The organism is Acinetobacter sp. UBA1297, from assembly GCF_002307755.1.
Taxonomy (GTDB): domain Bacteria; phylum Pseudomonadota; class Gammaproteobacteria; order Pseudomonadales; family Moraxellaceae; genus Acinetobacter; species Acinetobacter radioresistens.
The window spans coordinates 62334-89181 of the sequence record NZ_DBUF01000012.1 but is presented as its reverse complement, the minus strand read 5'-3'; the positions used below and the strand labels follow the sequence as shown (position 1 = coordinate 89181).

Here is a 26848-nt window from a genome sequence, read left to right as displayed (position 1 = left end):
CGGCGGATAAATTCGATATTGTCCGGACACCACGGTGCATCTGGACGTACGGTTTGCATATAACGCTCAGTTGCAAGCTGTGTTTGTGAATCTTCCCAAGCCAGTGGTAAATACACAGTACGTGATGGCACTTGCATTTCCGTCACATCAGGCAATTGTTCTTCTGCGACTTGAAGCATATGCAATAAATCAATTTGATCGAGCTTGGTCGAATCAAAATGGATTTGCAGTGAACGAATACCCGGTGTCAGGTCAATAATGCCTTGGATATTTTGCTCTTTGACCCATTGCATCAGCGCATGAATACGGAAACGCAGGTTTAAATCTAAAACCAGATCGCCATATTCCACCAGCATATAGTTGTTGCTCGCAGGACGATACACCACATCAGGCGTACCATTTTGACCTTTCAAAGTGTCCAAAATGGCGGTTTTCAGCGTACTGATTTCAGGATAGAACGATTCATCAAAAGTGACTATTTGCGTATCTGTTGATACCAATTGTGCATGATATTTTTCATTGAGTACTTTGGCTTGGGTATAGCTCACAGGCACAAATTTCACTTTATCGCCTGCTTTGAGCTGACCCAATTTCCACAGTTCAGAATTGATCACCACCGCAGGACACACGAAGCCACCAAGGCTTGGACCATCTGGACCCAAGATAATCGGCATATCACCAGTGAAATCAATCGCACCAATGGCATAGGCATTATCATGAATATTGGATGGATGCAGACCTGCTTCACCACCGTCCTGACGAGCCCATTCAGGTTTTGGTCCAATCAAACGGATACCGGTACGGCTTGAGTTAAAGTGAATTTCAAACTCATTGGCAAAGAAGGTATCAATGTCATTTTTGGTAAAGAAATCAGGCGCACCATGTGGACCATACATCACCGCAATTTCCCAAGAATTTGAGAATGTCGGGATTTGATCTTGGCTTAATGCTTTGCCATCACTTGATGTAAATGCCGTGATTGGAAGCATATCGCCAATGAGTAAATTACGCCCTGCATGCCCACCAAACTGACCTAGGGTAAAGGTTGCTTGTGAGCCTAAATATTCAGGGACATTGAGACCGCCGTTAATACCAATGTAGGTACGACAACCTGTGGCGATCTTGCCACACTTCAGCACCTGACCTTTACGCACATTCACGGTTTGCCACATTGGTACAGTTACGCCATCCAAAGTCGATGGCATATCGCCACCTGCAAGCACGATTTGACTGTCACAATGGAATTTTAAGCTTGGTCCTTGCAAGGTACATTCTAGACCTGCGGTATTCGGTGCATTACCCAAAAGTTGGTTGGCGACATTTAAAGACAGCGGATCGATTGCACCCGATGGTGGCACACCGACATCCCAATAGCCCAAACGCCCTGTAACATCCTGCACGGCGGTTTGAATGCCGGCTTGGAGCACTTCAATTTTTTGAGTTTTCCACTCAAAGGTATTTAAAAAGCGTGTGGTTTGCGTACCGGCTTTAAACACATCACAGTCGATGATGTTTTGTAGATATTCAAGGTTGGTTTCAATGCCTGCCACTTGGGTTTTAGCGAGTGTGTCGGTCATGGCTTGGATGGCTGAGCTACGATCATCCGCAGTCACAATGATTTTGGCAATCATCGGGTCATAGAAAGATGAAACGTTTGAACCCGTTTCTATCCACGTTTCATTACGGGCATTGGTATCAAACTCGACATGCGTCAACAGCCCTGCACTTGGTTGGAAGTTTTTGATTGGGTCTTCGGCATAGAGACGCACTTGAATCGAATGACCTTTGGATTCAAGTTTTGAGGTTGGTGCTTTCCAATCACCACTGCCTAAAGTCACCATCCATTCAACTAGATCGGCACTAAAGACTTGCTCGGTTACACCATGTTCCACTTGTAGACGGGTATTCACTTCCAAGAAATAGAACTCTTGCGTGTCAGTATCCATCACAAATTCAACCGTACCTGCCGAGCGGTAATTTACCGATTGCATCAATTGAATCGCAACATTTTGGATATAAGCACGTTGCGTATCATTCAGATGTGGCGCAGGTGTTTCTTCAATCACTTTCTGGTTACGACGTTGCACCGAACAATCACGTTCGCCGAGTGCTAGAACTAAACCATTGCCATCACCAAAAATTTGCACTTCAATATGACGGGCATTTTGTACGAATTTCTCCAGGTACAAACCTGCATCTTTAAAGTTGGCTTGCGCTAAATACGACACCGTTACATAAGCATCTTTCAGCTCTTCAGCATTCCACACCAAGCGCATGCCGATACCACCACCGCCTGCGGTACTCTTAAGCATCACAGGATAACCAATACGTTCAGCCTCCAGCAGTGCTTCCTCTTCATCAGCCAACAATTGACTACCCGGAAGTAACGGTACATTGGCTTGAATCGCGAGTTCACGTGCCGTATGTTTAAGACCAAAGGCTTTCATCTGGTCGGCATTTGGCCCTAAAAAGACAATGCCTTGGACTTCACACAAATTACAGAATTCGGCATTTTCAGAGAGAAAGCCATAGCCCGGATGAATCGCTTGTGCGCCCGTTTGCTTGGCAACTTCTAGGATTTTATCGACATTTAAATAGCTTTGGTTGGCAGGTGCTTCACCGATATACACCGCTTCATCGGCTAAGGTCACATGCAATGAATCACGGTCTGCTTCTGAATACACTGCAACCGATTGAATACCGAGTTTTTTTAAGGTACGAATCACACGGCAGGCAATAGCACCACGGTTGGCGATGAGAACTTTATTAAACATGGCTTATTCCTCGCCTTCGCGGACAATCAGTTGAATTTTGGTTGGGTTATAGGCATTACATGGGTTATTCAGTTGTGGACAATTCGAGATCAGTACAATCAAATCCATCTCTGCTTTGATTTCGACATATTTACCGGGTGCAGAAATACCATCATCAAATTTCAGGTGACCATCAGATGTCACCGGCACATTCATAAAGAAGTTAATGTTTGGACCGATATGACGCACGTTTAAGCCATGCTTTTTCGCAATCGGATGTTGTGACAATGCGATCATGAAATTGTTACGGCAACTGTGCATTGGATATGTATCATGGGCATAACGCACCGTATTACTTTCACATGAGCAGGCACCACCTAAAGTGTCGTGGCGACCACAGTTGTCATCATGGATGGTGGCGATTTTATTGCCAAAATTGGTATATAAAGTTGTACCTTTTTCTAGATAAATTTGACGGTTCATCGCCAAAGTATCGGTTGCGCTATAGCGCTCTTCAGGGTTATGTGCGGAAATAAATAAGGTATCCACCGCTTGATTGCCTTCGAGATCAACAATACGGAAATACTGGCCTTTTTTAACTTCGCACATCCACGCTTCACCAGCAGGACATACTTCACTTAACACAGATTTTTCTAAATGGACTAAAGCTGTCATGTTGTATTCCCCCAATTAAGCGCTTAAAGCGTAGTAGCGGTTGTTGTTTTGGAACGCACGCTGATTTTGCGGGCATGAATCACGGCAGACATCGGTCTCACCTAAAGGCAGTGCCTTAAACAAAGAAAGTTGAATATCAGCAGGTGCATATTCCATGCTGTTATCTAAACCGTGTGGAGCAGCTGATAAGAACACCAAGCAGTCCATTTCAAAACGTAGTTCAATCACCTGATCAGTATTGTCAGATGCCACATAAGACAAGTTACCGTTGTCATCAGGTTGAACTTTAGAAAATAGATTTAAAGTACTGCTCAGGTCAGTTACCGATAAACCGAATTTAGTCATTTCGAGCAATAAACTGTCTTTGCCATTACGGTACATATCGTTACGGGCATCTTGAAAAGTTTGAGTCCCAAATTGTTGTTCAATTTGCTGGGCGGTACTAGGCGCACAAAAGGCATCATTCCAGCCGTGATCATCTTTGACAATTGAAACCATCGCACGTCCAAGATCAGACGCCAAAATGTGACCTTTACTTAAAAATGCAGTATGTTGCCCTTTTAAGCTGTCTGGCATGTTATAGGCTTCCAGCTTGTCTTCTGCATTGACACAGAACAGCGAAACATTGGCATTTGCGCCTAATGATTTGAGTTGTAAAACAGCGCCACGTTGAATGCGCCCAGACCAGTGATGGCCACCCGGTAAAAGTTCAGTCCACAGTGCGGAATCTTCATAATAAGTAGTTGTGCTCATAACAGCCTCTGCATCTAACTTGTACGGTTTACCTCCCGGGCTTTTATCCCTCCGTGTAGCTTTGGTTTTAACAAACCTAGCCGTGAACTCTCGGTCTCAGACACAGCTTTTAAATATGCTGCCGGAACCCTAGATCACTTTATGCTGTAGAGGTAAATGCAAAGGGTATGCCAACTTAATCATACGGATTTGGTATTTCGTAATACTTTTCTATAACACTTGTAGTGCGTTTCGATCATGATGCACTGTTACTGAGCACTATATACAAACAACTCTTGAGTTGATGCTTGATAAAGGCTGTAATGTTGATAAGTGTATGTGCACTTTTTCAAACATTTTAATAGGGTCAATTCTTAGACTCGTATTTAAAACTCAGAGTCATCAACTGGATTAATTTAAAGCAGCCCTGAATTAGAAATACTCAACGGTAAAATGGGTTTAATTACTAAAGCTTGTAGAGATAGAGAAATAATTTCTATTTATAAATTGGTAAAATATATCTTGAATAAAAATAGAGATCTTCGCGGGGCATTCTGAAGATGATGTAGAAATGCTTTATTTGCTTGACAGGGTTTAGTGAAATTTTTATTAAATACAGATTTTCCGCTAAATTCTCGCGATAAATATATGAAAGATAGCCTATTTTAAACTATATTTTTAGTGAGTTCTGGATAGCTTTCTGGGCTCTGATTCTTGCGCTTCTTTATGACTTGATCAAAATTTAAATTTAAACCTGTTTAATATAGAAACCTTTCTCTCTCAACTTTCTCCTATAGGTCAGGCTCTAGAATTCTCAAATTAAGAATCAAGCCTGTTACCAGGCAGATAGAACAGACTCATGATCAGAAATTACAGGCTTAATCACTTCTCTTTAAAAAACCTGATAAAACATAATTTTTGAAATAAATTAATTTATATCCAATATTTTAAATAATAAAATTAGCTTTTCGAGAAGTTTAATGACTGTTTTTATATATAAATCATAGCAATTATTATTTTTTATCATTATGGCTTAATAAAACGAAATAATTAGGATCTTTATATTCTTTAAGACCAATTGATTACATAAATAGTGACTAATTACATCTAAATTATCTTATCAAAAGTTAAAATTTCATTCCTATTTATTTATACTTCTATGTATGAATACATATTTAGAAAAATGAATACTATATGGCGAAGAACTGGCTTATAAGAACAAATCAGTCTATTACCTTTTTACCTATGATCATTGTTATATTTATAGGTTTAATTGGCTATGAATGGTTGCGTGCCGAGTTAGTAGGTAGCTGGGCGCTTTTTATTGCCTTGTTATTATTAGGACGTTTTCTTAATCTGGTTCAAGCTGTTATTCTTAGTGTACTGATATTTCTACTGTTCTTTATTTATCTTTTATTTGATATTCAAAATACCAACTTTGATACCAGTACTAAAATTCTACAACTTTTTATTTTACCTATCGCCCCGTTATTTCTAAGTATCTATTATGAAATTATGTCGACTAATCAGGAGACAGATAATTTACTGGATGCTTATAGAAAAAATTTGACCTATAGCATTTTACCAATTGGTAGCTACCAATATAACCATCTACAATTTCAGCGTATGCTTTCACTTAACATGATTCAAAATTATGCTGAAATTAGGGTGGATATTACCAATCACGAATTATTGCGTGACATGCTGCAAGTTGAAGAGTTTAAAGCAGTACAGCAAAAGATTTTTGATGTACTGGAAACCCAGCGTACTTTACCTCACTTTTATTTCACAGATACCCGACTTTCCATTATTCGGATTATTATTATTACAGATGGAGATTTTAGCAAGGTTAAAGAACTGGCTGAACAGCTCAGAGTACTTGACCTGCTTAAGATGCAAATCACAATAAACACGCATACGGTAGAAGAATCCTCCTCGGAGGTTCTCCAATGAGCACATTAATCTATGTTTGCGGCCTATTGCTTTCGGTCAGTACCTTACCGGATGCTACTCTCTCATCTTACTATCAGACCTATTATGATTGTCCGTTGCGGCCTGCGAATACTTTAGAATCCAAAAATGTTTCCAGTATTTATCAGATACCAGAACACTTTCCTACTGAAAGAAAATTATGGCCTGTATTTACTGTTGATCAGGTGCATTCAAAAAACTTTAAACAGATCATGGATCAGGGCATTAAACCGGGGTTATTGATTCCAGAAAATTTTATGAATCCTCTCATTTATTTCCAGTTAAAAAGACAGATAAATAGAGGTGCCATACCTTTACTCGACTTTAGTAGCGTGGAACCATCACGTTTTAACAGCCTGGCTACTCTAGCGACCAGTGCCGGCCTGCGGCCTATGGGTGCTTATGTTCATGATGGCTGGAATCCTTTATTAAAAACTCTTCCAAAAGGGTTATATATTATTCAGGCCAACGAAGGCCAGATTCCCCTACCTGCTTTACCAATTCAGAGCGGACAGCATTTATTTTATACCGCTTATCCCAATTCATATGGTTTTAATGGGACGGGGATTTTATTAAATCCGGAAGGCAATCTTTCAAATGAAGATATTAATTATCCGGTGTTAGGAATTGGTTGGAAATTCCTGAATGTCTCCTTTTACAGTCAGCCCGACCGGATCCATACCAGTATTGCTGGGCGTATGCTGCTAGCTGCTGGTCTAATGATTCTACCGCTCCATCTGATCTTGTCTCTTCATTATCCTGAATTACTGGGTTTCTGGGGTACATCCACATCCTGGTTATCTGTATTCATGATTATTGTATTAATGATTATCCTTGTAAGTACCATGCTATGGAGGATATTCAAGAAATCATGAATACAATTGATATCTGTTTTATTGTTGGCTTTATTGGTATCTGGATTCCCCAAGCTTTTTGGGCTTGGCTGAGTTTTTCGGCTTGGCGTTATTCGATTCGGGCCAATCAGGAACTTTCGAATTTACCTGTACCCGAACGTTGGCCAATGCTGAGTGTACTGATACCGGCTTACAATGAAGAAGTAGTTATTGAAGATACATTGCGGGCTTTAGCAGCACAGGACTATCCGCCAGAAAGCTATGAAGTACTGCTGATTAATGACGCTTCCAAAGACAGGACACAGGAAATTGCTGACCGGATGGCAGCCGAGTATCCGGTAATTCGTGTCATTAATATTCCTAAAGGCCAAGGCGGTAAAGGTAAATCCCGTACACTGAACAATGGATTAAAGCATGCCCATGGTGAGCTGATTGCAGTTTATGATGCAGACAGTACCCCTGAACCAGATTGTGTACGACTTATTGCTCAGACCCTTCTGGCTGACTCAAATCTGGTTGCAGTTAACGGTAAAGTCCGGACCCGCAACTGGAAAGACAGTCCGCTAAGTACATTTATTGCCATAGAATTTATTTATTTCCAGTGGATTTTTCAAGGTGGTCGCTGGTTACGCTTCCGTCTTTCTACCCTCATGGGAACCAATTATGTAATCTGGCGTGATGCGCTGGATATTCTAGGGGGATTTGATGAAAAATCCCTGGTTGATGATACCGAAATGAGTTATCGCATTTTTCTGGGCCATAAACGCATTAAATGGGTACCTTATGCAATTGGATGGCAGCAAGACCCGGGTGATCTAAATATTTTTATTAAACAACGCTCCCGCTGGACACAAGGAAATTTTTATGTCACACGCAAGTATCTAAGTACGGCAATACGTCATCCTTTCCCGATTGGCATGGAAATTGGCAACAATATCATGTGTTATATCATGTTTGTGCCCGCTTTATTTTTAAGCCATATGACACTGGTCGTAGGACTGCTCGGTATTGATGGCACAACTATACCTGGGCCTTTTACTTTACTCTTTATTCTTGCATTCATTCTTTACCTTACACAAATCTGGTTTACTCTAAGTCTGGAAAAAGAAGTTCCAAAACGTTTTTATTTTTACGCGTTCATCGCTTACTTTACTTACTCACAGGTGTTTCTTTTAATCGTGTTTAAAGCTGCTTGGGATATGCTTAAAAGTAAAATTAAAGGTGAAGGTATAACCTGGTATAAAACAGAGCGAAAAAAGGAAAAAAAATGATCAGTCACTTTAAAAAATCCCGTTTTACGGTGTTATCTTCTGTCCTTCTTTCCTTATATGGCTCTCAGGTCTATGCTGATACCTGGCAGCTAGATGACCTGATATCACGTACTGCCCAGTACCAGTCTCCTTATTTCTTTTATGTGGGCAAGGGTGAAACCTGGCAAAACATACAGTTCAATAGCCAGTTTGACAGTCAGGGCGAAAGCACGCTGGTAGTCCGTTATGATAATCAGATGATTCATAGACAGAATTTGAATGGTAAAGGTGAGTTGAGCTTTACCTTACCTGCAAGTACTGCCGGTTTTCATCGCCTCGATGTCATGCTTTTACAAAAGCCGTCAGTTAATGGGCCCATCAGCAATAATTACTGTGTAGAGTCCACTAATCTTTATACAGCCCTGACTAAACTGACATTAAACTATCAGGCTCAGCATGGCATATTACAGCTCAATCAACTGCCTGATGCCCTGTTTAATACACAGCTGAGCCGTACAGCGCCAATTAAGGCTTTACTGCAATTTAATAGCCAGAACCGTTTAGAAGCATCCATGATTGCCCGCCTGGCTACAGCATGGAAGTTTAACACCCCAGTTCAGTGGCAAGTTGCTGAGTCTACCCCGCAAGAAGCACCTGATTTTGTAATTAGCATACAACAGGTAGAACAGCCTCTAGCAGGTGCAAGAATCAGTTTAAGCCGGAATAATGAGATTCCTCGGCTAAATATTGAATACTCATCAGAATCCCAGCTGCTTATGGCAGTTAATGCTTTAATAAACCAGAATTATCTGCAGCAGCTTAATACAGCTACTGCTACATTAAGCGAACCGGTTGCCGAGCCTGCATGGGCAGTAATACGCAAATTCGAGACGCTGGCTGACTTGGGTATTTCTGATTTTGCTCTCGACAGTTCATCTAAAAATATTTCTCTAGTTTTCCCGCCTGTATGGGAAGCAACTGATGTGTTAAAGGGAAAATTAGCCTTTCGGGCACAAAGTGGCTTATTACAAGGCTCAACTTTACAGGTCTGGTTAAACGAATATTTAGCGGGCAGCTTAAGTCTGGCTAAACTGGATTCAAATCCGGTTGAGCGTCTTTTTGATTTTGTTGGTGCGGATTATCCTTATGTCAACAATTACAATATGACTTTAATAAACTCTCAATTAAACAATGAAGCCTGTTTGCCAAATGCGGGCACTGCACTATGGATTGATGCAAATAAATCACTTGTTAACCTCCCCCATCAGATGAAACAGGGCGTAATCAATCTCTCTACCATTTTCGCCAGTACTCCAGAGATCGCCATCAACAATCCGGCTGCCACCAGTATGGCCATTACTGTAGCAAATGTTACGAAAACAATGCTGTTAAGCGACCAGCCTGTCCCTGTAAACATTACTGAGCTGAATGCTAATAGGCCTAAAAAAATCAATATATTAGTTAATACAGCCCGTTTTAATGATGAATTACAGCGATACAGCCAGCTACTTTACTTACCTGCTACGGCAGGCGGATTTATTGTTTCTGTGAAAGATGGCAGATTCTGGATTAATACGGACAGTGCAGCCGGAGCACAGACTTTTACCCGTTTTTGGCCCGTAATCCAGCAAAGTATTCCCAACAATACAGCAGTACTATTTGTTTCAGCACAAGGCCAGATTACGGTTTTGAGTAAAAATTCGGTGAATAAAGCTAAGGCGCCCGTTGTCGAGCAAGTCTCTACCCGTACTCTTGTTATTGTTCTCACCATAATTACACTGATTATTATCGCTTTAATTCTATGGCGCAGAAGCCGTCGTAAAGTCAAAGGAACAGGTGAATGAGTATAAGGCAGTATGCATTTATAGGTTTACTGATATTTATATGTTTTCCTGTGGCCGTGTTTATAGTTTCTGCTTTATTAATGGAGCAGGCAGATGCCAATACAGCAGCACCTAAAATTGAGGGTATTTTTTGGCAAGTCGACCAGATGAGCCAGCCTTCTGGTAACTGGCAGCTTTTGGGTGTAGATACGCTGGTTAACCAATGGAGTATTGTAGACGGACGGTCTTTTTTTAATGAAATTCCGGTGCAGCCATGGGATGTGCAACCCGATTGGCAACATATTGGCAAACAGCCTTGGGCAAAACATGTAATTTTAGGGCTGGCCGGCAGATTTCAGGAACCTGTAGCGCGTGAAAATATTGATCAGCTTTATCAGCAGTCTAGGCAGATTATTCAAGCCAAATTACCTGTACCAGTCACAAGCTACTATTTTCCTGTAGAAGCTGACCCTACATGGAATGGCGTCCATACTCTAGGACAATATATTGCTCAGTTTAAATTACCTGTCTGGGTAAGTATTTATAGTGCAGAACTTGAAGCCCCATTTCTAGAATATTGGTTAGAAAGCTGGCTGCCCCCCAATGCAAAAGTTTTTTTCCAGGATGGCGTCGGTGTAGGAACGCGCAGTCCTGAAGAAGCTGCACAAATTTATGGAACTTTAAAAGAGCAATTTGGTGAAGACCGGGTGGTAATTATTTTAGAGGCATTTCGACTAAAAAAAGATGGAACATTCAGAGCTGCCTATCCTTGGGAAATCAGTAAACAGCTTAAAGCCTATTCCGGACAGCGAATCTTCATTTTTGATGGTCCCCACTATTTAAATAGAGCCAGTGTTTTATGGCTCTATTTATGGATGAAAATCAATTTTTAAGAGGAAACAGGGTTTAAATCTTTGATAATCTGCTCAAGAATGCGACCCGATGCCCGGCCATCACCAAATGGGTTTTCAACTTCAGCATGCTGAAGGTAATATGAATGATCATCCATCAGTCGTGAAAATTCCTGAACGATTTTAGTCACATCTGTGCCAACCAGAACACCACAACCAGCCTCCACTACTTCTGGACGTTCAGTGACATCCCGTAAAATAAGAACTGGTTTTTGATAGGTTGGACTTTCCTCCTGAATCCCTCCAGAATCTGTCATAATCAGATATGAGGCCTGCAAAATAGCAAGCAGGTCAGGATAATCTAATGGACTAAGTAAATGTACCTGCGGATGTTGAGCGAACTCCTGATGAGCAACTGTATGCACATGCGGATTAAGATGAACTGGCCAGGCAAAATGCAACTCTGGATAACGTTGACATAGCTCATGTATGGCCTGACATATATTCTGTATACCCTGCCCAAAATTTTCACGTCGATGGGCAGTAATTAGAACCAGTTTATTTTTTTCCTGCAGATTTAAGCCAAGTCTTTTTAAACGCTGTTGAGATTGCTGTGAAGAAGCCTGCATAATCTCACGCGCACTGTATATGGCATCTACTACCGTATTACCTGTGACAAAAATATGTTCTTCAGGCACATTCTCCTGTAACAAGTTACTGGCCGAAAGTGCAGTCGGGGCAAAATGCCAGCGTGCCAGACGAGATACTAACTGACGATTTCCTTCTTCTGGAAAAGGATGCAGCAAATCGAAAGAGCGCAAACCAGCTTCTACATGAGCCAGTCCAATATTTAAATTAAATGCGACTAAAGCACCAGCCAGTACTGTTGTCGTGTCGCCCTGCACCACAATAGCATCACATTTTGACATTTGGGTATAGACACGGTCCAGTTCGGTTAGAGCCGTGCTCAATAAAATATTCAAGCTTTTGCCCGGCTGCATGACCTGTAGATGATGGTCAATTTCAATCTGGAAAAAATCTATAGCATCACGTACCAATTCTAGATGCTGCCCGGTAAATACTACACTTACTTCGAAACGGAAATCTTGTCGTGCTTGTAAAATTACTGGAGCCAGCTTAATCAGTTCAGGGCGAGTTCCGAAAATAAAAGAAATATGTATTGGCATTATTAGAAACTCCGGTAAAACGTTAATTCAACCCGGGTATTATCAAAGCTACTATCTACAGATGCCGGGGTTCCATTAACATATTTCCCGTACATTTGTTCAATACGTAGTTTTAACGGCAGCCCTGCTGGTTGCCATGCGATGCCGGGCCCTATTTCTGCTATGTTATTATAATATTCCTGTTCACTATCATTAATGGTATGCAGTTTCACATAAGCCTGTATATTCCCCCAATCATTATAGTTAAAATTCCAGCCTGTCCGTAATCGCAAATCACCGATCAGATTATAATCCTCACGTGAATAAGCAGCGGCATTACCATAAAGTTCAGAAAAATACTGATTACTTTGCTGAGCTGGCATATGGCTGGTCTGATCCATCCCCCAGTACCACTCCTGATAGCCTGTTAAACCACCATTAATGCTTTCCCTAAATTTTTTCCGGTTCAGATCAATCAGATCATAGCTACCACCTGCTTCCAGATATAGGTAAACAGGCCATTTCCACGGACGGTAATTTACCCCCAAACCTACTATGGCGGCATTCTGGTCAATAATTTCTGGACGGGCGCCGCCTGTGGAACGGGTATCACGATTGACACTGGCAAATCCATAGATCTGGCCTTGATTGTTTTCATCGAAATAACGGCCATAACGAATCTTTAACGGTAAAATTGTAGTGTCATAACGTCCTTCATAAGAAGGCGAGAAATAAACATCAGCAAAGGTTTTCTTGGCTGGCGTATTACCTGTTCCTGACAGGTTCTGTACCGCCTGTTTAGATTGGGATGCAATTTCTGGATTGGAAGAGCTTTGTAATTGCTTGAATATAACGAGTGCTTCATCATTTCTATTCGCCACATTTAACAAATAAGCTTTCTGCATGAGAAGCTGATCATCAGATGAGTCTAAGGCAAGCGAACGATTAATATATTCTAAGGCTTTATTATTATCATTTTGACGCAAGGCCAAGTATGCCCAAGTTTTCCAGACTTTAGGATCATTTGGTGTCTTTAGGGCAATCTGGTTAAGTAAACTATCTGCTTTATTAGTATCCTGACTTTCAACCTGGTAATACTGCTCCCACAATGGATAAACGTCAGCGGTATCCATTGGTTCATTTTGAGCCTGTACTCCTAAACTTATCACAAACCCAAAAATCGTTAAGTAGATTTTTTTCATTGTTTTATAAATACTATAAAGTCACCGAGATAATGATTATCTTATATTCTCTAAAATAAAAATACAGATAAAACCGATAGTACTGTGAGAAAATTATTTATTGATTACATATTAATTTTATTTAAAACAGGGAGTTAAATAATAAGAAGATTAATCTTTTTAACAAATTCTAACATTCAATAATAAGGATTAAATAGAAATTATTTTACTACATTAATTTTTATATTTTTCATTGTCTACACTACTCTTATTAATAAATGGCTATTATTAAAGAGACAATGATAAAAAAATAAGCCGCTAGATAAGCGGCTTATTTAGAATTCTGGCGGAAGCGGTGTCCGTCTAACAGTAGTCCTAAGCAATCCCAGATAATATTATAAACATATATTTTTCAATTATTTAATATTTTTACTGTTCTAAGCCATCTTGCCTAATCCTACCATTTCCAGTATTTTATGAGGGGTAGGTTGTGGGGTAAATCAAGACATGCCAAAGAAATCTAAAGAGCTATCTGCACTCAGTGTAGCAAAAATTAAGAATACTGGGCGACATTCTGTAGGGGGCGTTGATGGCCTTTGCCTGAATGTTGAAGGTAACTCCCGTGTCTGGATTTTGCGTGCAGTTGTTGGCAAAAGGCTAGATAAAGATGGGAAGTTAAAACCACATCGCCGTGATATTGGAATCGGTCCCTACCCTGAGGTTTCTCTAGCTGAAGCTCGTGCCAAAGCCACCGAATTAAGATTACAAATACGAAGTGGTATAGACCCAATTGCTCATAAACAAGAACAACTAGAAAAGCTGTATGTTCAGAAACTTCGTGACAAAACATTCATGGAATGTGCAAAAGTTGTTATTGCCAATAAAACCCGTGAACTGAAAAATGAAAAACATATCGGACAATGGACATCTACATTAGAAACCTATATCTACCCAACTTTAGGTGATATTAGTATTGGCACCATTACTAAAGTTGATATTGCCGAAGTTCTTAGGCCTATCTGGATTAAAAAAAATGAAACAGCCAAACGTATTCGTGGCCGTATAGAAACTATTTTTGATTATGCCAAGGCTATGGGATATTTTGAAGGTGACAACCCTGCTGAATGGAAAGGTAATCTTGAACCTATATTCGGTAACATAAAACAGGAATCACGCCCTCATCCATCGTTACCTTATGAACAGGTTGCTGGGTTTATCCAACATCTGAGACAGAAAAAAGGGATTTCACCTAAAGCTCTGGAGTTTGCAATTTTAACTGCTTGTCGATCTGGTGAAATTTTCGGAGCTAAATGGCAGGAAATTGATTTTAAGAATAAAGTTTGGATCATTCCTAAAGAGCGCATGAAAGCAAACAAAGAACACCGTGTGCCTCTATCTCAAGAAGCGGTTAACTTGCTTAAATCCATCCAAGAATATACTCAGCCACAAGATTTTATTTTTCCAGCACCACGGAATGGTGCAATGCTTTCTGATATGTCTCTAACAATATTGATCAAGCGTATGCATGAGCAGAAGCTTAAAGAAAATGGTTTAGGCTATATTGATCCGAAACAAAATCGGGTAATTACTACTCATGGTTTTAGGTCAACTTTCCGTGATTGGTCTGCTGATAAAACGGATTACCCTCGTGAGGTATGTGAACATGTTCTTGCCCATAAACTTCCTGATGAAGTCGAAGCAGCATATTTACGAGGGGCTTATCTGGAAAAACGTAAAGGTTTAATGGCAGATTGGGCTGAGTTTTGTTCTGCAAACATCGTTTTATAAACTCAACAACATGATATTAATTCTAAAATAAGCCTTAATAGAACCTTATTACCGCTGTTCTCCACTCATTGAAAGACTAACTTCTCTATAAAGTGCATATACCAATTCTTGCTGAGTCATGGACTGCGATTATCACGGTAATCTATTATGCAATCTGTCCTTTAAATATTACTAAAGGCAGATGGATTAAAAAGAACCTATAAAACTCGAGAAATAACCTGTGCAGATGTGTTTGATTATATCGAGATGTTTTACAATCGGATCAGGCGTCATTCCTATCTCAATGGGATGAATATAAAAACCTTTGAAACAGCTTCATTTTGAAGCTGTTTCATGTCTAAGATACTGGGAGCAGTCCAATGACGGGGCATGGTTTTCATGGACTGGCATCTACAACATCACATGAGCAAGGCTATATGCATGATGCTATTGAAATTCAGTTAGCACATACTGTTGGTAATGCCGTATCATAAGCGTATAACCATGCGCAGCATTTAGACTATCGAACAAAGATGATGCAGGAATGGGCTAATTTTATTGATAATTTAAGGGGGAAAATATGACTTTATTACAATTCAAATACCCGTAGAACTCAAAAATAATATTTTAATTAATGTGTTAGAAACTTATTGCGAATAAAGATTTGATAAAATGCTTTTCTATTACGTCTCTAATAAGCCTCATGTTTCTTTTTGTTAAGAAGCTGATTCTCTGCTAAAGTGCGTAAATAATATTCGTTACTAAAGTAAAATTTGATGGAAAACATATCTGAAAATATAAATAAATTATTATCTTTTATTCAGCCAGTACGTCTAAGAAAAACATCTAAAGTCTCTGAAACTCTTTTAGAAGCAACAGAAAGTGATAAAGGACGCGTCATCAATTCACCAGCTTTTCGCCGACTACAACAAAAAGCTCAAGTATTCCCTTTAGAAGCAAATGCATCTGTCAGGAGTAGGCTAACACATTCTATAGAAGTTGCTCATATCGGTTGCTATATTGCCCAAGAAATTCTTTATAAAATCCAGAAGGAATATAAAGTAGAAGGCTTAGACTTTGAAAAGATGACATCTTTTGTAAATACAGTTGAAACAGCTTGCTTGTTACATGATATTGGCAACCCTCCATTTGGACATTTAGGTGAAGCTGCAATTAGGCAATGGTTTAAAAAACAAATTGATAATTATAAAAATAACCTAGGCGAATGTATGTTTAAAGAGTTATCTAGCAATATTAATAACCTAGATCTTCATAAATTTGATGGTAATCCTCAAGGTTTTCGATTAATAAGATTATTAAGTGGAAATGATGAATTCGGTTTAAACTTAACGTGCTCTTTACTTTTATCAACAGTTAAGTACCCATATACCATTGATAAAATACAAAATAATGAAAAAATTGGAATTTTTAAGCTTTGCTATCCAAGCTATCAAGAAGCCTGTAAAAAAATCAATTGGCCGGAAGGAAAACACTTCCCACTTAAAAATATTATGGATACAGCTGATTTTATTGCATATTCGATGAGTGATCTAGAAGATGCTATTGAGAAACAGATTGTCACAGAGAAACAAATTATTAGTTATTTCGTTGAGTTCTTTAACAGAAATAAAGAAATTGATGCCAGCACAATATTTAACGTAGACAAATTAAGTCATGAACAACTTAATTTCTTAAAGTTTAAAACGTGCATTATAAATACTGCCGCAAAAGAAGCTGCCACAAACTTCTGTGCAAATTTAAGCTTATTATTAGATGGGACAGATAATATAGAGCTTATAGAAGAAAATACAGACATCCATAAAATTCTAGATGAAGTATTCGATTATGCTAAGAAAAATATCTACTGCCATGAGTCAGCTGAAAAAATTGAACTCGCAGGGCGAAATATTATACAAGGCCTTTTAAATCACTGCGAAATTTTGATGTGCTTATCTGAAGATAAATTCAATTGTTTACTTAAATACCCTGAAAAAAGCATGCTCTCCCCTAAAAAGTTAGGGCTCGACTTTGAATTGCGTCTATTAAGACGCTTGCCAAAGAATCATATTAAGAAATATATTCTATCAGTGGAAGCAGACCCATCAAATGAAATCATTTATAGAGCACATTTAATCGTCGATTACATTTCAGGAATGACCGATGATTTTGCCTTAGAAATGTATCAGTTATTAGAAGGCATTAGAATTCAATGATTAATACAGATCACCCTTATTTTTTCATTAACAGTCTTTTAGATAGTGAATCGGCATATTCACTATCTAAATATACTTATCTACCCGATTCTTTATCTGATGATAGAATTATTAACACTATATCAGGTGAAGATTTTTCAATAGATTATGTTAACTCCATATTGAAAAGTTTAAAAGAAGATCAAGAACTTGCATTCCATTCTCTAGTTAAAACCAAAAGTAGGAAAATATACCATATTCCAATGATAGATTTTTCTACCTCAAGGTTAGATAGAGAGGTTTATTATCGGTTAAAAAATTTTATAGATTACAAGATACTTTCAGATATGACATTCTATAGCACAGGTAACTCATTTCATGCTTATTCGTCTAAACTTTTAACCCATAAAGAATGGCTTAAATTTATGGGATCATTATTATTGGTCAACCCATCAAACTCATCCTTAAAAATTATTGATAATAGATGGATTGGGCATCGTATAATGAGCGGATTCTCCTCATTAAGATGGTCAAACAATTCTGGAATATATAAAACCCTTCCAAAGAAAACCACTTTTAACTTACTTTAATTCAAAACAATTAACAACCATCCCAAACTATGGCCAGTTGGTTATACTCAAAATTTTTTAAAAAAAATAGAGTCTATAATCATCGTTTTATAAACTATGAAAATTTAACACCTTGCTTTACAAGAAATAAATAATTAAACTAAAATTTAAATAATTTTTATACAATAAATCAAAGGGTAACGTAATATGTCAGGTTCAGGTGGTGGGGGCGGAACACCAATTCCAGATTTCCAATCTTGTGAAGATTTAACAATTAATGTTCAACTCAGCTCACCCAAAGAAGCTATCGTTTCAAAATTAACAGAAGGTGATATTTTAAGAATTGGCTTTGAATCAAATAATATCACCACTGTATATGCTTTCTATGAGGACGATATTGCTGGCGGTATTGCTGCCCCAGTTATAGGAAAATTACGTGAATGCTTACGTAGTGGCACGAAATATCAAGGAAGAGTATTAGAAGTCAATCAAGGACAAGTTCGAGTTAAAATAACAGCAATTAAACACTAAAAAAGGAGCCACTTATGATAACTATTACAGGCGGAATATATGAAGAATATTGTATGCATCCTTATAGATATAATATTTTTGGTTCAGGAGGAAGAGCTGCTTCTGCAATTGCAGCAATGAAGGGAGAAGTTAAGTTAACCACGTATTGCTCTAAAAACATACAAGAAGTTATTCAGGCCCGTGCTGAACTGGAGGGCTTCGAATTAAGTATTATTAATATTCCAGTAAATACTAAATTTCATTATACTCATGCTCTTGCTAAGCCCTTAATTTACAATAGAACCACTAATAATCCGCCACTGGAAATTAAAGAAAAAAACGTTATTAGATTTGGATTCTTGGAAGGTACGGCTATCATAGACAGTGAATATGCTGTTTACGATCCTCAAAATGTAGCCTCAGTAGAACTTTTCCATGCAAATGGATCTAAAGCTAAACACCTAGCGATTTTACTTAATCAGTATGAAGCAAAATCATTATTACAGATTGATGATACTAATGAGTTACTTAGGAAAATTGCTGTATCTCAACAAGCTGAGGTAGTTATATTAAAAAAAGGACCTGATGGATGTCTGGTTTACGACCATAAACTTGATGAGATTAAGCATGTGCCAGCCTTTAGTACGAACAAGGTATCAAAAATAGGTTCTGGAGATAATTTTGTTGCCCATTTTGGATATGCTTGGATGGAACAAAAAAAGAGTGCTTATGAAGCAGCTCTACAAGCTTCTAAAGCAACTGCATATTATTGTGAAACGGAAGGATTTATTACACCAGAACGTTTAAAAAAATATTCACCCTCTCCTATCATTCTTTCTGAACAATTTAAAAAAGGTTGTAAACCCAAGGTTTATCTTGCTGGCCCCTTTTTTACTCTTGCACAACTATGGTTAATTGAGGAAGCGAGAAAAAACTTACAAGATCTTGGATTAGAGGTTTTTTCTCCCTATCATGATGTAGGTAAAGGTAATGCTGAAGATGTGGTAGATAAAGATCTTGAAGGCATACATAATTGTGATCTTTTATTCGCCATAGCTGACGGTATGGACTCAGGCACAATTTATGAGATTGGATACGCTAGAGCAATTAACAAACCAGTTGTAGTCTATGCAGAAAATGAAAGTGAAGAAAACCTTAAAATGATGGAAGGATCAGATTGCAAAATTCTTAAAGATTACGTTACCGCTATTTATCATACTCTTTGGACGGCAATCACTTAATGAAATCTGTATTATTACTCTCTGGTGGCATGGATTCTACAGCAATAGCATGGTGGAAAAGACCAGATTATGCATTAACAATAGACTACGGGCAGCTTGCAGCAAAAGCTGAGATAGCTGCTTCACAATCCATATGTAGATATTTGAATATTCCGCACGAGATATTGACTGTTGATTGTAGAAATATTGGTTCAGGAGATATGGCTGGTACTATTGAGAGTAAACATGCACCCGCTTCCGATTGGTGGCCTTATAGAAATCAACTCTTAATTACTCTAGCTGGCATGAAGATGCTCCCTTTTAATATCTCTAAGATTTTAATCGGAACAGTTAAAACTGATAACGGCCATACAGATGGCTCTCATGAATTTATTGATGCAATGAATCAGCTAATGTTCCTGCAAGAGGGCCATATAACTGTAGAAGCTCCTGCTATCAACCTATCGACTAAAGAACTGATTCAATTATCTAATATTCCTGCTGAATTGTTAGCATGGTCTCATAGTTGTCATAAATCTGAGGTGACCTGTGGTAATTGCCGTGGCTGTAATAAATATTTTGAGATATTCGAGCAAGTAGGCTATGACTTGGGTAAACTTGGGTAATCCTGTTCCTAAACAGAAAGTTGATAAGTATATTCCTTATAAGTGGGATCTTAGTAATAAATCCATCAGGTTAGATGAGCCTGAGATTTTTACGCCAATTCCATTTACACAAGTTATGTTTGAAAGGAAGTCACAAAGATCTTTTAAACTCGTTTCAATTGATCATTTATCACATCTTCTATGGCTTACTAATCGAGTTAAAGATTGTATTGATTCAACTATGGGCTTTCCTATAACTTTAAGGCCAGTTCCTTCGGCTGGTGCAATACACCCTATTCATATTCTTATAAACTCACCATATACTGATATTTGGTGGAGATATGACCCTTTTTGTCATAGCCTTTGGCCCATTAATAAGGAAAATAAATATTTTATAAACGTTAGAAGAGACTGTGAAAAAATATTAAATTGTAATTCAGCCAGTTTAATACTCTTGATTGCGGAACCACAAAAAACTTCATCAAAATATACCGATGGAGCCAGTTTAGTTTGGCGTGATGCTGGAGTTCTATTAGGAAATTTAGCATTAGTAGCTAGTTATTTAAATATCAATTTTTGCCCAATTGGAGCTCTCTTACCAACAGAAATTGATGAAAAAAAACAATTAGTTACTGTAGGAATGGCAGTCTTAGATGCAATTAAAATTGACTGAAATTAGATTCTCATCTCTAGTTGAGTAATAGGTTACTTTCGAATATTGATGATTTTTCAATAAATTAGAAAATATTTAGTCTTGTAACTGTTGAGGATATATTGCGTGCCACGTCTGTTTTCATGCAGAATCTCCTGCTTGTATCCTAAGAAAAAATTCTACTTTTAGATCCTTTTATTTTTAGGGGGATTACCATGGCGACACTTGCTACCTAGATTCGGAAAATAAAATACTGTCTTTAAATAAGCCGTATCAAGCTGTTTTAAAAGTTTGTCTTTTAAAAAACCAATCATCACAATCAATTTGTGTTTAATTGAAATCTACTTTTTACCTATATTAATAGCTTGCTTTTTTAAACGGTAGTCTAAAGCAGGTCGGCTGATCCCCAATACACGGGCTGCTTCAGAAATATTATTATTTGTTTTTTGCATCGCGATAAAAATTAGTTTTTTCTCATGATCTTCCAAACAAAAGCCCTCTTGTATGACTGCTTCCAAATCCACTTTTTCAGACCTGGGTTCAATATCTTGCTTAATTTGCGGAAACAAATGATGGAGTTTAATTTCCTCCTGATGATCCGTCAGTAAGGTCGCCCGTTCTAATAAGTTTTCAAGTTCCCTAATATTACCGGGCCATTCATAGGTCATGACAAAATTTTTAGCTTTGTCACTTAAACCTTTTAACGTCTTTCCATACATATTCTCAAAACGCGACAAGAAGTGTTTAATCAATAAAGGGATATCATCACGGCGCTCACGTAGTGGCGGAATAATGACAGGGAAAATATTCAGGCGATAATATAAATCAGCACGAAATCTTCCCTCTTTCACAGCTTGTTCCAGATCCTCATTGGTAGCTGCAACCAAACGTACATCCGCTTTTCTAGTTTGATGATCTCCAACTCTTTCATATTCTCCTTCTTGTAACATTCGCAGCAAGGCAGCTTGCGCACGTGAAGAAAGCTCAATCACTTCATCTAAGAAAATAGTTCCTTGATCGGCACGTTCAAACTTTCCACTTCGAGTTTGTGTTGCCCCTGTAAATGCCCCTTTTTCAACACCAAAAAGTTCAGCTTCAATTAGGTCTGGTGGAATACAGGCACAGTTTACAGCAATAAAGGGTTGCCCTTTACGAGAACTACCTTCATGAATCCCTCTAGCAAAAGCTTCCTTGCCCACTCCTGTTTCACCTTGCAGTAATACAGCAACCTTACTGCCAGCCGCCTTTTTCAACAGATCACAGACTTTACGATAAGCCACCGATTCACCAATAGAATTAAACATGGTGTAATCGGCTTCTACATCTGTATATATATTTTTCTTTAACTCATTCAGCTCTGCTTGCAAGGCAATTAATTCATCTGAAACAGGATCAGGTGACATAAATTGAATAAGTTCATCGGCATTTTCCCATTCTTTTAAAGGCTTGCCGATAATACGACAGCAATCATCACCTTTTGCTACACAATGGGTTTCCTGATAAATAATGGTTTGTCCCATAACAAAACTGGTATAACCGCAAGCATAGCCCAATAGCATCCAACAAACTGATTCTTCCGAAGCCCCGAATTCACTTAAATGAACTTCCGCTTCAAAAGAATTGCGCCAATTAAAATCTGCATAAAATTGATGCTCATCATGACTTAATTGAAGTTCATTGACTTCAACTTGAACCATGCCACGAATACCATGCATTTGCGGTCCAGCCATAAAGGCTTCAGCTTCATTTAAATTCGGACGCAATTTAGAAGTGACTTCTGCATCCCTCACACCGGCTTGATAACCTAAACGAATAAAAAAACGCTTAGTCCGTTCCCAACCCAACATGTTATACAAATCTTTTCTTAGAAAGCCCATGATGCTGGTATGCATGAGCAGCATACGGTTTTCTTCGAACCAAATTTTTCCATGCTGGCTATCAAACTGAATTTTATCTAGTAAATCCTGAATATCTTTGTTTTTCTCCAAAATCTGAGTATAAAAATTCGCATCTTTGGCTTGAGGCATGACTGAATATCCATCCTTGGCTATAGGTCTTCCCCCTTATCTTACTCAATTCCAACTAAAAACCTTTACTATCTTATTATCATAAATTTATACCTCTAAGGTATTTTTTAATTAAATTCATAAAATCATATAGATACGAATAATTTTAATTTATAGAACCGGCTTATCTGGATCAATCTATTTTCAAGTTTATCTCCAGTTTTCATGATTTGATGAAATCAGAAATTTTCATATTCATTATTCGATGAATATTTATCATTCAAATGATATAAACAAAGGAGATAAAAACAATAAACAATTGATTAATAAAAATTAATTAAAGTTGGCACGCATTTTGATATAAGTCTAACAAGGAACAACATATTGTGTCACAGCTGAAATGATTTCAGCGTAGAGATAAAGGATTTTCCAAATGACTCAAACACTACAACATGATCAGCTCACCAAATACATTCGTGTAACAGGCGACCGTCATGCCAAGTTTGTTGAATTTGACTTCGCAATCCACGATCCAACACTTTTTGTCGAACTCATTCTCCCTCAGCAAGCCTTTCAACATTTTTGCGAAATTAATCATGTTGTAGAAATGACCGGAGCCCAGCAAGCTTGGAATGACGCACAAGAAGATAAATGGCGTTATGGCGTTGAACCCACCATTTTAAGCCAAGCCCACGAATATTTAGATCAAGAAGATCAATCTTAAGCCCATAAGGAAATCGTGATGACTTTAGAAATTAAAACATCCAACCTCGAACCTATTCGTCAAACCTATGCCTATATCGAACGTCGCTTTGGTAAAAAGCCAGCGACGCGTTATCAAGAAGTCAGTTTTGACGTACAAGGTGCAACCAATTTTCATTATCGCCCATTGTGGAAACCAGACAAAACGTTAAATGATCACACCCATACAGCGTTACAAATGCAAGATTGGTATGTATTTAAAGATCCGCGCCAATTTTATTATGGTGCTTATGTACAGCATCGTGCACGTTTACAAGAGACCGCTGAAAGCAATTACTCATTCTTTGAAAAACGCCATTTAATTGAAAATCTCAGTGATGAAGTGAAACAGAAAATCATCACTTGCTTATTACCGTTTCGTTATATCGAACAAACCGCCAATCTACACATGATGTCAGGCAGTGCCTATGGCTATGGCACTGTCATTACTCAAGCTTGTATTTTTGCGGCAATGGATCGTTTGGGCATGGCGCAATATCTCTCTCGTATTGGCTTACTCATTGATGGCAATACCGGTGAATCATTACAACAAGCCAAAGATAGCTGGATGAATGATGCCTCTTGGCAACCACTGCGCAAACTATGTGAACAAAGCTTAACGGAACAAGATTGGTTCAAGCTATATATCCTGCAAAACCTAATCATCGACAGCTTAATGCAAGCTCTGGTTTACGGTGAACTGGATCAATGGTTAGTTGAGCACGGCGCACGTGATGTGGCGATGCTGACTGAATTTATGAAGGACTGTTTAACCGATTTAGGCAAATGGTCAGACCCTGTTTTAAAAACAGCTATTGCTGAATCTGAAGAAAATAAAGCCTTAATTCAAGGTTGGATAGACACACTTTTACCTCAAGTGACTGAAGCCTTTAGTGCATGGTCAAATACTGCTCTTGGACATCCATCTATAGCCAATGGCTTAGCGGTCATTGCAGAACGCAGTAAAAAAGCAAGTTTAACCCTTGAATTAGAATCGGTTGCATAAGGATACGCAGGCATGAGCTCAAAAGTTTATTTGGCATTACAAGATAACGACACCTCACGCTATATCATTGAAGCGATTGAGCAAGATAACCCAGAAGCTACCATTCAATACCTTCCTGCCATGATTCGTGTGGAAAACCTCGGAAAATTAGTGGTTCGCGCTGAAACTGTCTCTGAAAAACTAGGACAAGATTGGGATATTCAAGAACTGCAACTCAACATGATCACCTTAGGTGGCAATGTGGATGAAGATGATGACATCTTCACGTTGCAATGGAATTAAGCCTACACGGAAAACATAAGAAGCCGATCGCTTTAACAGATTGAAAAGGATGATCAAGATGAATAGCCAAGCACAAAATGCGACAAAAACAGCAACTAAAAAACTCAATGCGAAAGACCGTTACCGTATGCTGACCCGTGATCTGGATTGGGATTTTTCCTATGCAGATCGTAAAGAGGCTTTTCCTTACGAAGAGTTTGAAGGAATTAAAATTACCGATTGGTCAAAATGGGAAGACCCATTCCGCTTAACCATGGATTCATACTGGAAATATCAGTCAGAAAAAGAGAAAAAACTGTATGCCATTTTTGATGCATTTTCTCAAAACAATGGTCAGATGAATGTCAGTAATGAACGCTACCTCAATGCCATTAAACTGTTTTTAACCGCCGTTACACCACTGGAATATCAGGCGTATCAAGGTTATGCACATGTGGGTCGCCAATTTGGCGGGATCGGTGCACGTATCGCATCGCAAATGCAATCGATTGATGAACTGCGTCATGTCCAAACGCAAATTCATGCCATGAGCCATTACAACAAGTTCTTTGATGGCTTCCAGGACTGGGCGCACATGCATGACCGTGTTTGGTATCTCTCCGTACCAAAATCATTCTTTGAAGATGCGCGTTCAGCAGGCCCATTCGAATTCTTATTGGCGATTAGCTTCTCTTTTGAATATGTTCTGACCAATTTATTGTTTGTGCCATTCATGTCAGGTGCAGCATATAACGGCGATATGGCGACCGTGACCTTCGGTTTTAGTGCGCAGTCGGATGAAGCACGTCACATGACCTTAGGTTTGGAAATTGTCAAATTCCTATTGGAACAACATGAAGATAACGTGCCGATTGTTCAGGAATGGATTGATAAATGGTTCTGGCGTGGTACTCGTCTGCTGTCTATTGTCGGCATGATGATGGATTACATGCTGCCAAACAAAGTGATGTCTTGGAAAGAAGCATGGGAAACCTATTTCGAAGAAGCGGGCGGCGCATTGTTTAAAGACCTCAGCCGTTACGGTATTCGTATGCCGAAATATTCCGACGTGATTGTGAAAGAAAAAGAGCATATTTCACATCAAGCATGGTGGATTTTCTATAACTTCGGTCATGCTGCTGGTTTCCATACATGGATTCCAACCGATGAAGAAATGGATTGGTTATCTGAGAAATATCCTGACACCTTCGATAAATATTACCGTCCGAAATGGGAATTGGCGCGTAAGTTAGAAGCTGAAGGTAAACGCTTCTATAGCAATGGCTTACCGCAACTGTGCCAAATCTGTCAAATTCCAATGACCTTTACTGAAATGGATGGCGACGCAACCATGTTCAGTTACCGTGACAGTATTTATAAAGGCGAGCGTTACCATACCTGCTCAGACGGCTGTCATGACATTTTTGAACGTGAACCTGAAAAATATATTCAAGCGTGGTTGCCAGTGAACCAAATTTTACAAGGCAACTGTGGTGGTCCTGATTTAGAAAGCATTTTACGTGACTATTACAACTTCAATGTCGGCGCAGACAATATGGATATTGAAGGCTCTCCAGACCAAGAACGCTGGAGAAAATGGAAAGGTCACGTTGCATAAGTAAAAAGGATTAGAAGTCATCTCATGGATCAAAATTTCAAGATGGCTTCACACAAGGAATTTAGGAGTTTTCTCATGCCAGTACAAGCGATTCAAAAAAACTATGAATTTGATGCACGTGATGCACAAAAAAATTATGGCGACAACATGTTGCTTTATGTGGGATGGGATCATCACACGCTGTTTTGTGCCGCACATGTTTTTGTCGTTTCACCACAGCAAAGTTTACAAGACCTGATTGATCAGCAAATTCAAGCAGGTTTCAATCAACACCCAGACTTTGAACATATCGATTGGTCAAAAGTACAGTTCACCCTGAATCGTGAATGCTTAACAGATATCGATTTTTCTAAAAGTTTGGCTGATTTAAACTTTGATCATAAATCGCTACTGCGTTTTGTGACACCCAGTTTAGATGGCTACAATGGCACACATGTCTAAGGGA

General features: G+C 38.7%; 23 protein-coding genes, 2 pseudogenes and 1 riboswitch. Of the genes and pseudogenes, 19 read left to right on the top strand and 6 right to left on the bottom strand.

What is annotated here, in order from left to right; genetic code table 11:
- From uca to B3R63_RS05470, 3 genes are all read right to left on the bottom strand, one after another.
- The coding region (gene uca, locus B3R63_RS05480) for an urea carboxylase (RefSeq protein ID WP_286729003.1) at nucleotides 1-2774 on the bottom strand (2774 nt) is incomplete at its 3' end.
- A 3-nt stretch (nucleotides 2775-2777) separates the two neighbouring features.
- Nucleotides 2778-3428 (bottom strand): urea amidolyase associated protein UAAP2, encoded by a 651-nt coding sequence (locus tag B3R63_RS05475; RefSeq protein WP_286729001.1) that lies wholly within the window; start codon nucleotides 3426-3428, stop codon nucleotides 2778-2780.
- Nucleotides 3429-3443: 15 nt separating this feature from the next.
- Nucleotides 3444-4181: an urea amidolyase associated protein UAAP1 gene (locus B3R63_RS05470; RefSeq protein WP_286728999.1), complete on the bottom strand. Its 738-nt coding sequence runs from the start codon at nucleotides 4179-4181 to the stop codon at nucleotides 3444-3446.
- A 30-nt stretch (nucleotides 4182-4211) separates the two neighbouring features.
- Nucleotides 4212-4325: riboswitch (guanidine-I (ykkC/yxkD leader) on the bottom strand.
- 1029 nt (nucleotides 4326-5354) lie between these two features.
- Here B3R63_RS05470 and B3R63_RS05465 point away from each other — a divergent pair.
- From B3R63_RS05465 to B3R63_RS05445, 5 genes are read left to right on the top strand one after another with little or no spacing between them, the layout of a single operon-like run.
- Nucleotides 5355-6113, top strand: a complete 759-nt coding sequence (locus B3R63_RS05465) for a hypothetical protein (protein WP_286728997.1) — start codon at nucleotides 5355-5357, stop codon at nucleotides 6111-6113.
- Entirely contained in the window at nucleotides 6110-7006 is an 897-nt protein-coding gene (locus tag B3R63_RS05460; RefSeq protein ID WP_286728995.1) for a hypothetical protein, read from the top strand. Before B3R63_RS05465 ends, B3R63_RS05460 begins: the two co-directional genes overlap by 4 nt.
- Nucleotides 7003-8256, top strand: coding sequence for a glycosyltransferase family 2 protein (locus B3R63_RS05455; protein ID WP_286728992.1), 1254 nt, complete (start codon nucleotides 7003-7005; stop codon nucleotides 8254-8256). The genes B3R63_RS05460 and B3R63_RS05455 overlap by 4 nt, the downstream gene beginning before the upstream one ends.
- A complete protein-coding gene (locus B3R63_RS05450) occupies nucleotides 8253-10079 on the top strand; it encodes a hypothetical protein (RefSeq protein ID WP_286728990.1) in 1827 nt (608 codons plus the stop codon). Before B3R63_RS05455 ends, B3R63_RS05450 begins: the two co-directional genes overlap by 4 nt.
- Nucleotides 10076-10951: a hypothetical protein gene (locus B3R63_RS05445; protein ID WP_286728989.1), complete on the top strand. Its 876-nt coding sequence runs from the start codon at nucleotides 10076-10078 to the stop codon at nucleotides 10949-10951. The genes B3R63_RS05450 and B3R63_RS05445 overlap by 4 nt, the downstream gene beginning before the upstream one ends.
- Here B3R63_RS05445 and wecB read toward each other — a convergent pair.
- On the bottom strand, nucleotides 10948-12096 hold the full coding sequence (wecB, locus tag B3R63_RS05440) for a non-hydrolyzing UDP-N-acetylglucosamine 2-epimerase (protein ID WP_286728987.1): 1149 nt from the start codon (nucleotides 12094-12096) through the stop codon (nucleotides 10948-10950). The two genes, B3R63_RS05445 and wecB, sit on opposite strands and share 4 nt — an antisense overlap.
- A 2-nt stretch (nucleotides 12097-12098) precedes the next feature.
- A complete protein-coding gene (locus B3R63_RS05435; RefSeq protein ID WP_349677290.1) occupies nucleotides 12099-13277 on the bottom strand; it encodes a hypothetical protein in 1179 nt (392 codons plus the stop codon).
- 486 nt (nucleotides 13278-13763) lie between these two features.
- On the opposite strand from B3R63_RS05435, the gene B3R63_RS05430 reads away from it, so the two are divergent.
- From B3R63_RS05430 to B3R63_RS05390, 9 genes and pseudogenes are all read left to right on the top strand, one after another.
- Nucleotides 13764-15044 carry a tyrosine-type recombinase/integrase gene (locus B3R63_RS05430; RefSeq protein WP_005015309.1) on the top strand — a complete coding sequence of 427 codons (1281 nt, stop codon included), beginning with the start codon at nucleotides 13764-13766 and terminating at the stop codon, nucleotides 15042-15044.
- A gap of 189 nt (nucleotides 15045-15233) precedes the next feature.
- Nucleotides 15234-15368: pseudogene (locus tag B3R63_RS05425) on the top strand (IS3 family transposase); the annotation flags it as partial.
- A 35-nt stretch (nucleotides 15369-15403) separates the two neighbouring features.
- Nucleotides 15404-15607, top strand: a pseudogene (locus tag B3R63_RS05420) (tyrosine-type recombinase/integrase); the annotation flags it as partial.
- A 192-nt stretch (nucleotides 15608-15799) separates the two neighbouring features.
- Nucleotides 15800-17236 (top strand): dGTP triphosphohydrolase, encoded by a 1437-nt coding sequence (gene dgt / locus B3R63_RS05415; RefSeq protein WP_005015322.1) that lies wholly within the window; start codon nucleotides 15800-15802, stop codon nucleotides 17234-17236.
- Nucleotides 17233-17805, top strand: a complete 573-nt coding sequence (locus tag B3R63_RS05410) for a hypothetical protein (RefSeq protein ID WP_005015325.1) — start codon at nucleotides 17233-17235, stop codon at nucleotides 17803-17805. Before dgt ends, B3R63_RS05410 begins: the two co-directional genes overlap by 4 nt.
- Before the next feature lie 186 nt (nucleotides 17806-17991).
- On the top strand, nucleotides 17992-18315 hold the full coding sequence (locus B3R63_RS05405) for a hypothetical protein (RefSeq protein ID WP_270958273.1): 324 nt from the start codon (nucleotides 17992-17994) through the stop codon (nucleotides 18313-18315).
- A gap of 14 nt (nucleotides 18316-18329) precedes the next feature.
- Nucleotides 18330-19535: a PfkB family carbohydrate kinase gene (locus B3R63_RS05400; RefSeq protein WP_005015328.1), complete on the top strand. Its 1206-nt coding sequence runs from the start codon at nucleotides 18330-18332 to the stop codon at nucleotides 19533-19535.
- A complete protein-coding gene (locus tag B3R63_RS05395) occupies nucleotides 19535-20140 on the top strand; it encodes a 7-cyano-7-deazaguanine synthase (RefSeq protein ID WP_005015330.1) in 606 nt (201 codons plus the stop codon). The genes B3R63_RS05400 and B3R63_RS05395 overlap by 1 nt, the downstream gene beginning before the upstream one ends.
- Nucleotides 20118-20792, top strand: a complete 675-nt coding sequence (locus B3R63_RS05390) for a nitroreductase family protein (RefSeq protein ID WP_005015336.1) — start codon at nucleotides 20118-20120, stop codon at nucleotides 20790-20792. Before B3R63_RS05395 ends, B3R63_RS05390 begins: the two co-directional genes overlap by 23 nt.
- Nucleotides 20793-21112: 320 nt before the next feature.
- Here B3R63_RS05390 and mobR read toward each other — a convergent pair whose 3' ends face one another.
- Nucleotides 21113-22798, bottom strand: a complete 1686-nt coding sequence (gene mobR, locus B3R63_RS05385) for a phenol degradation transcriptional regulator MobR (protein WP_286728979.1) — start codon at nucleotides 22796-22798, stop codon at nucleotides 21113-21115.
- 412 nt (nucleotides 22799-23210) lie between these two features.
- On the opposite strand from mobR, the gene B3R63_RS05380 reads away from it, so the two are divergent.
- The 5 genes from B3R63_RS05380 to B3R63_RS05360 all read left to right on the top strand — a co-directional run bounded on the left by B3R63_RS05380 (nucleotide 23211) and on the right by B3R63_RS05360 (nucleotide 26844).
- A complete protein-coding gene (locus B3R63_RS05380) occupies nucleotides 23211-23501 on the top strand; it encodes a phenol hydroxylase subunit (protein ID WP_005015339.1) in 291 nt (96 codons plus the stop codon).
- Between the two features lie 18 nt (nucleotides 23502-23519).
- Nucleotides 23520-24524 (top strand): aromatic/alkene monooxygenase hydroxylase subunit beta, encoded by a 1005-nt coding sequence (locus B3R63_RS05375; RefSeq protein ID WP_005015341.1) that lies wholly within the window; start codon nucleotides 23520-23522, stop codon nucleotides 24522-24524.
- Between the two features lie 12 nt (nucleotides 24525-24536).
- Nucleotides 24537-24806, top strand: a complete 270-nt coding sequence (locus tag B3R63_RS05370) for an MmoB/DmpM family protein (RefSeq protein WP_005015343.1) — start codon at nucleotides 24537-24539, stop codon at nucleotides 24804-24806.
- A 58-nt stretch (nucleotides 24807-24864) separates the two neighbouring features.
- Nucleotides 24865-26403 carry an aromatic/alkene/methane monooxygenase hydroxylase/oxygenase subunit alpha gene (locus B3R63_RS05365; protein WP_005015344.1) on the top strand — a complete coding sequence of 513 codons (1539 nt, stop codon included), beginning with the start codon at nucleotides 24865-24867 and terminating at the stop codon, nucleotides 26401-26403.
- 75 nt (nucleotides 26404-26478) lie between these two features.
- Nucleotides 26479-26844, top strand: coding sequence for a phenol hydroxylase subunit P4 (locus B3R63_RS05360; RefSeq protein WP_286728976.1), 366 nt, complete (start codon nucleotides 26479-26481; stop codon nucleotides 26842-26844).
- Nucleotides 26845-26848 lie beyond the last annotated feature (4 nt).